The following is a 7722-nucleotide window of genomic DNA, read 5'->3' on the forward strand; positions in this document are numbered from 1 at the left end:
CGGACTGGGCCGGTGTCGGTATCTTTCGGGCTGCCGGACCGACGCACGCTCCCTGAACAGAAACTCGATGCCCGTCCCCACGACCTCCGCCGCCATCGCCAGCACCATCGAGAACCGACGGACCTTCGCGATCATCAGCCACCCCGACGCCGGCAAGACCACCCTCACCGAGAAGCTGCTGCTGTACGGCGGTGCGATCCACCTCGCCGGCTCGGTCAAGGCCCGGCGCGCGCAACGCCATGCCACGTCGGACTGGATGGCCCTCGAGCAGGAACGCGGCATCTCGGTGACGTCGAGCGTGATGCAGTTCGACTGGGCCGGCTTCCACATCAACCTGCTGGACACGCCCGGGCACGAGGACTTCTCCGAGGACACCTACCGCACGCTGGTGGCGGCCGACAGCGCCATGATGCTGCTGGACAACCGCAAGGGCGTGGAGGACCGCACGCGCCAGCTGTTCCAGGTGTGCAAGCGCCGGCGGATGCCGATCTTCGCGCTCGTGAACAAGTGCGACCGCGTGGGTGAGGACCCGCTGAAGCTGGTGAGCGACGTGGAGACGGACCTGGGCATCAACTGTCACCCGGTCACCTGGCCAATCCATCGCGACGGGTCGTTCGTCGGGGTCTACGATCGCCGCAAGGAGCAGATCTACCTGTTCGATCGCGGCGACGACCACGGGGCGAAGCGGGCGACCGGCCACGAGGGCCGCCTCGACAGCCCGGAGATCATCGCGCTGCTCGGCCCCGAGGCGCACCAACAGCTGCTGCACGATCTCGAGTTGCTGGAGGCGGCGGGCCACCCGTTCGACCACGCACAGATCCTGACCGGCGACCTGGTGCCGGTGTTCTTCGGCAGTGCGCTCACGAACTTCGGCGTCGAGCCGTTCTTCCGCGAGTTCCTGGAGCTGGCGCCGTCGCCCACATCGCGCCTCTCGACCCTCGGCCCGGTGGAGCCGACGCAGGAGGAGTTCACGGGCTTCGTGTTCAAGATCCAGGCGAACATGGACCCCAAGCACCGCGACCGCATCGCCTTCGTGCGCGTCTGCTCGGGGCGGTTCGAGGCGGGGATGCCGTCGCTGCACGTGCGGACGGGCAAGACCGTGCGCCTGAATGCGCCGCAGCAGTTCATGGCGCGCGAGCGGACGATCATCGAGGAGGCGTGGCCGGGTGACGTGATCGGCATCATGGACCGCGGCACCCTGCGCATCGGCGACTCGCTGACCGAGGGCGCGAAGCTCGAGTTCAGCGACATTCCGCGCTTCCCCCCCGAGCACTTCGCGCGCGTGATCCTGAAGGACCCGATCAAGCGCAAGCAGCTCGACGCCGGCCTCCGCCAGCTCACCGAGGAGGGCGCGGCGCAGGTGTTCTACACGTCACAGTCCGACGTGTCGCAGCCCACGCCGATCGTCGGCGCCGTCGGCATCCTGCAGTTCGACGTGATGCTGCACCGCCTGGAGCACGAGTACGGCGTGCGCTGCAGGCTGGAGCCGATCACGGCGCGCTACCCGCGCTGGGTCACCGGCACGACCGCCGACATCGACCGCCTCGCGGGCGAGCCGGGCCGGCTGCGCATCTTCGATTCGCTCGGCAATCCGGTGATCCTGTTCGAGAGCGAGTGGGCGCAGCGCTGGACCGTCGATCGCGTCACCGCGCTGCAGTTCCATGAAGTGGCGCCCTGAACTGCAAGAGCAACGGCTTTGACGCAAACGCGCAAAGCCGTTGACGTTACCAGAGCTGGACCGAAGCCAGCGCTACCAGCTGCGGAGCACTTCGGCGGCGGACATACGGGTGGGGCCGGGGTACGGGACGGCCGTGCCCTTGATGGTGTACCAGAGGATCCGGTTGAAGAGATCCTCCTCGGCCACGTCCTCGTAGCGCAGGTCGAGCTTGCGGGACTCGATCGCGCCGGTGCCGCGGGGCGGGTTCTTCTGGGTCAGCGACTGCGCTGGCGTGATGGCGGCGTAGGGGCGCGTGTCCGGGCTCGTGCGCCAGATCTCCCGCAGCGGGCGTCCGTAGTGGTCGTACGGCGAGAGCGCATCGAGGCCGAGCAGCGCCTCCATCGTCGCGATGACATCGGTGGTGTTCACGAAGCGGTGGTGGGCGTCGCTGCGGGCCCATGGCGACACGACCAGCAGCAGCGAGCGGTGCGAGTCCACGTGGTCGGGACCGGCCTGCGCGTCGTCCTCGAGGACGAAGATCGCGGTGCTCTCCCAGAACTTCGTCTTCGACACCGCCTCGACGATGCGGCCGAGGGCGAGGTCGTTGTCGGCGAAGTGCGCCTGCGGCGTGGGCTTGTTGGCCGAGGCGCCGGAGGTGTGGTCGTTGGGAAGGCGCAGGATCTGGAGCTGCGGCATCTCACCCGTCGCCACGAACCCCTGCAGTTCGCGGAGGTACACGTCCGCCCGCCGCTGGTCCTGGATGTCGAGGTTGTAGCCCGGGTACTCCTTGCTGGTGTTCGCCACCAGGAATGGCTTCACGCCACGATACCCCTCCGGTGCCTCGCCACGCACGCCCTCGGGCACCACGAACTCACCGAAGTTCCGGAAGGTGATCCCCTTCCGCTGCGCGAGATCCCAGAGGTAGCCGTTGGCCGGCTCCGCCACGTCGTCGTCATCGTCGTCCGCCGGCACGCGTCCGCGATTGGTGCCCTCGTAGTCGTACGAGCGGCCGCGCCCCGAGTAGTTCGACGGGACGGTCTTCTGGGTGTAGTCGGTGGTGTACGCCGCGGTGCTCCAGTTGTGGCCGTCCGCGCTCACCTCGGCGTTCACGAAGAACCGGTCGAACAGGCCGAAGCGCTCGGCGAGCGCATGATGATTGGGCGACGAGACGTTGCGCGGAAAGAAGAGCAGTGTCGTGTCGCCATCACCCTGCGGCAGGTCGGAGAAGACCTGGTCGTAGGTGCGGTTCTCCTTGATGATGTAGATCACGTGCCGGATCGGCGGCAGCCCGGCCTTCACGGCCGGCGCGTCCCAGTTGTTCGCGCGGGCCACGCGACCACTCAGTGCCGCCAGCGACGGCGCGGCGAACTGCGAGGTCGAGAGCCGGGTGATCGTCCCGTTGATCTGCCCCGACGTGTAGCTGGTGGGACGATCCGCGGCGTTGCCCCTGCCGTCCGGCTGCGGAAGTTTCGGGTTCGGCGCCGTGCCGCGGCCCTTCGCGTCGATGACGTGGAGCGTGTCGGCCACCATCACGAGGGCCGACGGATACCACCCCACCGGCGCACGTCCGAGGAGCGAGTCGGCGGTGCCGGCGCCGGTGCCCGCCGTGGCTGCGCTGAGCGCGAAGAGCGCGACGGCGTTGTTGTCGCCCTCGGTGACGTAGAGCCGCGTGCCGTCCGCCGAGAGCAGCAGCCCGATGGGGGCGCTGCCCTGCCCCAGGTTGGCCGGCGTCGGGTCGCGCAGGGTCGCCACGACGCTGCGCGACTTCGTGTCGATCACGCTGATCGCATCGGTGGAGGCCGAGGTCGCGAAGAGGCGCGCCCCATCGGCGCTGAGCACCATCGTGGACGGGTGCCGGCCCACCGAAATCGGTGACAGTGCACGAATTGCGTCACCGCTGCGCGCATAGGCATGGATGGCCTGCGTCCCCCAGCTCGACACGTAGATGGTGCCGTCCTTCCCGACGATCACGCCGTAGGGATAGCGCCCCGCGGCAAGGCGCTGCACCACGCTGCCGGTCGCCACATCGACCACCGCCAGCGAGTCGGAGAGGTTCTCGGCGACGTAGAGGAATCGGCCATCGGCACTGGTCGCGAGGCCGGCCGGGTAGCTGATGCCATTGCTGCGCGGGTTCGGGCGCACGCGCAGGATGAGGGAGTCGCGGAGAGTGAGCCTCGACGCGGCCCAGTCGTAGCGGTAGACGACGTCGGTGTTGCCGCCCGAGGCGTAGACGGTGCGGCCGTCGGGGGCGAAGGCCAGGCCGATGAAGGCGGCGGCCTGCTCGAGTGTCTGCGTGACCGCTCCGGTGCGGCGGTTCACCACCTGCACACCCTGCTGCCGCCAGCCGTTGAGCAGCAGGAGGATGTGTGACGAGTCCGGGGACAGCACCGCCGCCAGCGGCAGCGGTCCGACGTCGGTGCGCGGGCCGGCGGGGTCGAGGCGGACACCTGTCGGGAGCCTTGGGGCGTCCCTGGACGTGGTCAGGGCGGATGACGACGCGTTCTGGCAGGCCGCCAGTGTTCCGGCGAGGATGGCGACCTGGAGCAGGTTCGAGCCGATGCGATTGGACATGCCCGAAAAATGCACCGGTATCATCGTTTTCGCGCACCGCCAACGCGACTGAAACGACCCTGTTATCAATACGCCGGGTGACGGGCCGCTGACGGGCGGCGGCGCCCTGTCCGCAGGACACACACACATGGCCAATGAGTCGCAGCGCCGGCTGGCGCGGGTGTACCGTGCGGACGGCAGCGAGACGGTGCTGGGGGACCACGAAGCGCTGTCGGGCGAGGACGTCCTGCCGGGGCTCAGCATTCCACTGGCGTCACTCTTCGACTGACCGGGCGGTGGATCGACCCGACGCACGAACGGCCCGGAGCGTGTCGCCCCGGGCCGTTCGCCTGTCCTGCGGATCCAACGCCGTCCTTACAACTCGTCCTGCAGCCCAGCCGCGACCGGCGGCATCGACAGCGGGGTGAGGGCCGGCGACTCGAGGAACGAGGCGCTGGCGTCGAACGGGGTCTCGGGCAGCGGCGGCGGTTCCATGCCGTCGATCTCCACGTCGTTGTACCGGTACATGCCGGTACCCGCCGGGATGAGGTGCCCGATGATGATGTTCTCCTTGAGGCCCAGCAGGTCGTCCTGCGAGCCGCGGATGGCGGCGTCGGTGAGGACGCGGGTGGTCTCCTGGAAGCTGGCGGCCGAGATGAACGACTGCGTCGTGAGGGACGCCTTCGTGATGCCCAGCAGCAGCGGTTCGGCCTGCGACGGCACCTTGCCCGCCGCCTCGATCGCTGCGTTCTCCGCCAGCCAGATCGCGCGCTCGACGTGTTCCGCCTCGAGGAACTCCGTGTCGCCGCTCTCCGTGATGCGCACCTTCTGCAGCATCTGGCGCACGATCACGCCGATGTGCTTGTCGTTGATCTTCACGCCCTGCAGGCGATAGACCTCCTGCACTTCGTTGAGGAGGTATTCCTGCACCGCACGCGGTCCCTTGATGGCGAGGATGTCGGGCGGGGTGACCGGGCCTTCCGACAGGCGGTCGCCGGCGCGCACGCGGTCTCCCTCGTGCACGCGGAGGTGCTTGCCGGACGGCACTTCGTACTGCTTCGGCTCGGCCGACTCGATCTCCGCCCAGCCGTTCCGCGGATCGGCCGGGTAGACGCGGATCTCGCGCTTGCCGCGCTTGATGTCGCCGAAGCGCACGACGCCGTCGATCTCGGTGATCGTCGCCGGGTCCTTCGGGCGACGGGCCTCGAACAGCTCGGCCACGCGCGGCAGGCCACCGGTGATGTCGCGCGTCTTGTAGGCCTCGCGGTTCACCTTGGCGATGATCGTGCCGGCGCTGATCTCCTGCTCGTCGCGCACCTCCAGCTTCGCGCCCACCGGCACCACGAAGTCGCGGACACGCTGGCCGCGCGCATCGATGATCTCGATGTGCGGGTGCAGCTTCTTGTCGCGGTCCTCGATGACGCGGCGTTCGCGCATGCCGGTGAGCTCGTCGAGCTCGTCGGACATCGACTCGTCCTCGACCAGGTCCACGAAGCGGACCTTGCCCGACACGTCCACGATGATCGGGTTCGAGTACGGGTCCCAGCTGAAGATCGTGTCGTCCTTCTTCACGACCTGGCCCTCGGCGACCATCAGCTCGGCGCCGAGCGGCACCAGCAGCCGGGCCCCGACGCCATAGCTGGCATCGGCGGAGCCCTTGATGGTGAGCTCGCCCTCGTATGACGTGACGATGCTCTTGCCGTCCTTGTCGGTCACGAAGGTGAGGCGGTCGCCGAACTCGACGACACCCGGCACCTTCGTCTTCTTCACCGTCTGCTCGGCGATACGGGCGGCGGCCCCACCGATGTGGAAGGTGCGCAGCGTGAGCTGCGTGCCCGGCTCACCGATGGACTGCGCGGCGATGATGCCCACCGCCTCGCCCGGGTCCACGACCGCCATGGTGGCCAGGTTGCGGCCGTAGCACATGCGGCAGAGGCCCCGCTTGCTCTCACACGTCAGGACCGAGCGGATCTTCACCTTCTCGATGCTCGACTCCTCGATCACCTTCGCGAGGTCCTCGTCGATCATCATGCCCGCCTCGACCAGCAGCTTCGGGCGGCCGCTCTCATCGCGCTCGAACGGATCGAACACGTCCTCGCCGGCGAAGCTGCCGACGATGCGCTCGCTGAGCGACTCGATCACGTCCTCGCCTTCCTTCAGCGCCTCGGCGTCGATGCCCAGCAGCGTGCCGCAATCCTCCTCGGCGATCGTCACGTCCTGGGCGACGTCGCAGAGGCGGCGCGTCAGGTAGCCGGCGTCGGCCGTCTTGAGCGCGGTGTCGGCGAGGCCCTTCCGGGCGCCGTGCGTCGAGATGAAGTACTCGTGCACCGACAGCCCTTCACGGAAGTTCGACTTGATGGGGCTCTCGATGATCTCGCCGAGTCCACCGGTGAGCTTCTTCTGCGGCTTCGCCATCAGGCCGCGCATGCCGGCGAGCTGGCGGATCTGGTCGCGTGACCCACGGGCGCCCGAGTCGAACATCATGAACACCGGGTTGAACCCGCCCTGGGAGGCGCGCATGGCATCGACCATCGCGTTGGCGATGTCGGTGTTCGCGTGCGTCCAGGTGTCGATCACCTTGTTGTAGCGCTCGCCGTTCGTGATGTTGCCCGTCTGGTAGGCGCGCTGGAACCGGTCCACGCGCTCGCCCGCCTCCTTCAGGAGCTCGTCCTTCTCGCGCGGGATGTGCAGGTCCTCGATGCCGATGGACACGCCGGAGCGGGTCGCATTGGTGAACCCGAACTCCTTGAGGCGGTCGAGGAACGTGACCGTCTCGGCGAGGCCGGCGCGGCGGTAGCTCTCGAACACGAGCTCACCGAGCACCTTCTTCTTCATGTCCTTGTTCTGGAAGCCGAGGGCCGCCGGGACGATGGCATTGAACAGCACACGGCCGGCGGTGGTGGTCACCCACGCGCCGTCGTGCAGGTAGCGGATCACGTCCTTGCGCACGATGCTGCCCAGCGCCAGGCCGGTCTCGACGTCGGCGTGGGTGCTGAAGTGGCGGAGGGCGTTGTACTTCTTCGGGTCGCGGGCCGTCTGGTCGAAGTCGGCCGGGGCCTTCGTCGCCACGTAGCAGCCGAGCACGATGTCCTGTGACGGCTCCGCCACCGGCCGGCCGTCGGCCGGCTTGAGGATGTTGTTGCTCGACAGCATCAGCACGCGGGCCTCGATCTGCGCCTCGAACGAGAGCGGCACGTGCACGGCCATCTGGTCACCGTCGAAGTCGGCGTTGAACGCCGCGCAGACGAGCGGATGGATGCGGATGGCCTTGCCTTCCACCAGCACCGGCTCGAAGGCCTGGATGCCGAGGCGATGCAGCGTCGGGGCACGGTTCAGCAGCACCGGGTGGTCGCGGATGATCTCCTCGAGGATCTCGTACACCTCGGGGCTCTCGCGCTCCACGATCTTCTTGGCGCGCTTCACGGTCTCGGCGATGCCCTTGTCCACCAGCTTGTGGATGATGAACGGCTTGAAGAGCTCCAGCGCCATCGCCTTCGGCAGACCGCACTGGTGCA

General features: G+C 68.2%; 4 protein-coding genes. 2 read left to right on the forward strand and 2 right to left on the reverse strand.

Annotated elements, in window-relative coordinates; translation table 11 throughout:
* Positions 1 to 67 precede the first annotated feature (67 nt).
* Entirely contained in the window at positions 68 to 1678 is a 1611-nt protein-coding gene (locus IT355_20255; protein ID MCC7055615.1) for a peptide chain release factor 3, read from the forward strand.
* Positions 1679 to 1750: 72 nt separating this feature from the next.
* Here IT355_20255 and IT355_20260 read toward each other — a convergent pair whose 3' ends face one another.
* A complete protein-coding gene (locus IT355_20260) occupies positions 1751 to 4228 on the reverse strand; it encodes a bifunctional YncE family protein/alkaline phosphatase family protein (GenBank protein ID MCC7055616.1) in 2478 nt (825 codons plus the stop codon).
* A 127-nt stretch (positions 4229 to 4355) separates the two neighbouring features.
* Here IT355_20260 and IT355_20265 point away from each other — a divergent pair, with 127 nt between their 5' ends.
* Positions 4356 to 4496 carry a hypothetical protein gene (locus tag IT355_20265; protein ID MCC7055617.1) on the forward strand — a complete coding sequence of 47 codons (141 nt, stop codon included), beginning with the start codon at positions 4356 to 4358 and terminating at the stop codon, positions 4494 to 4496.
* Positions 4497 to 4582: 86 nt separating this feature from the next.
* On the opposite strand, the gene rpoC is transcribed toward IT355_20265, so the two are convergent.
* Positions 4583 to 7722: DNA-directed RNA polymerase subunit beta' (rpoC, locus tag IT355_20270; GenBank protein MCC7055618.1), on the reverse strand; the 3140-nt coding region annotated here is incomplete at its 5' end.

The sequence above is a fragment of the Gemmatimonadaceae bacterium genome, assembly GCA_020851035.1.
GTDB lineage: Bacteria > Gemmatimonadota > Gemmatimonadetes > Gemmatimonadales > Gemmatimonadaceae > JACMLX01.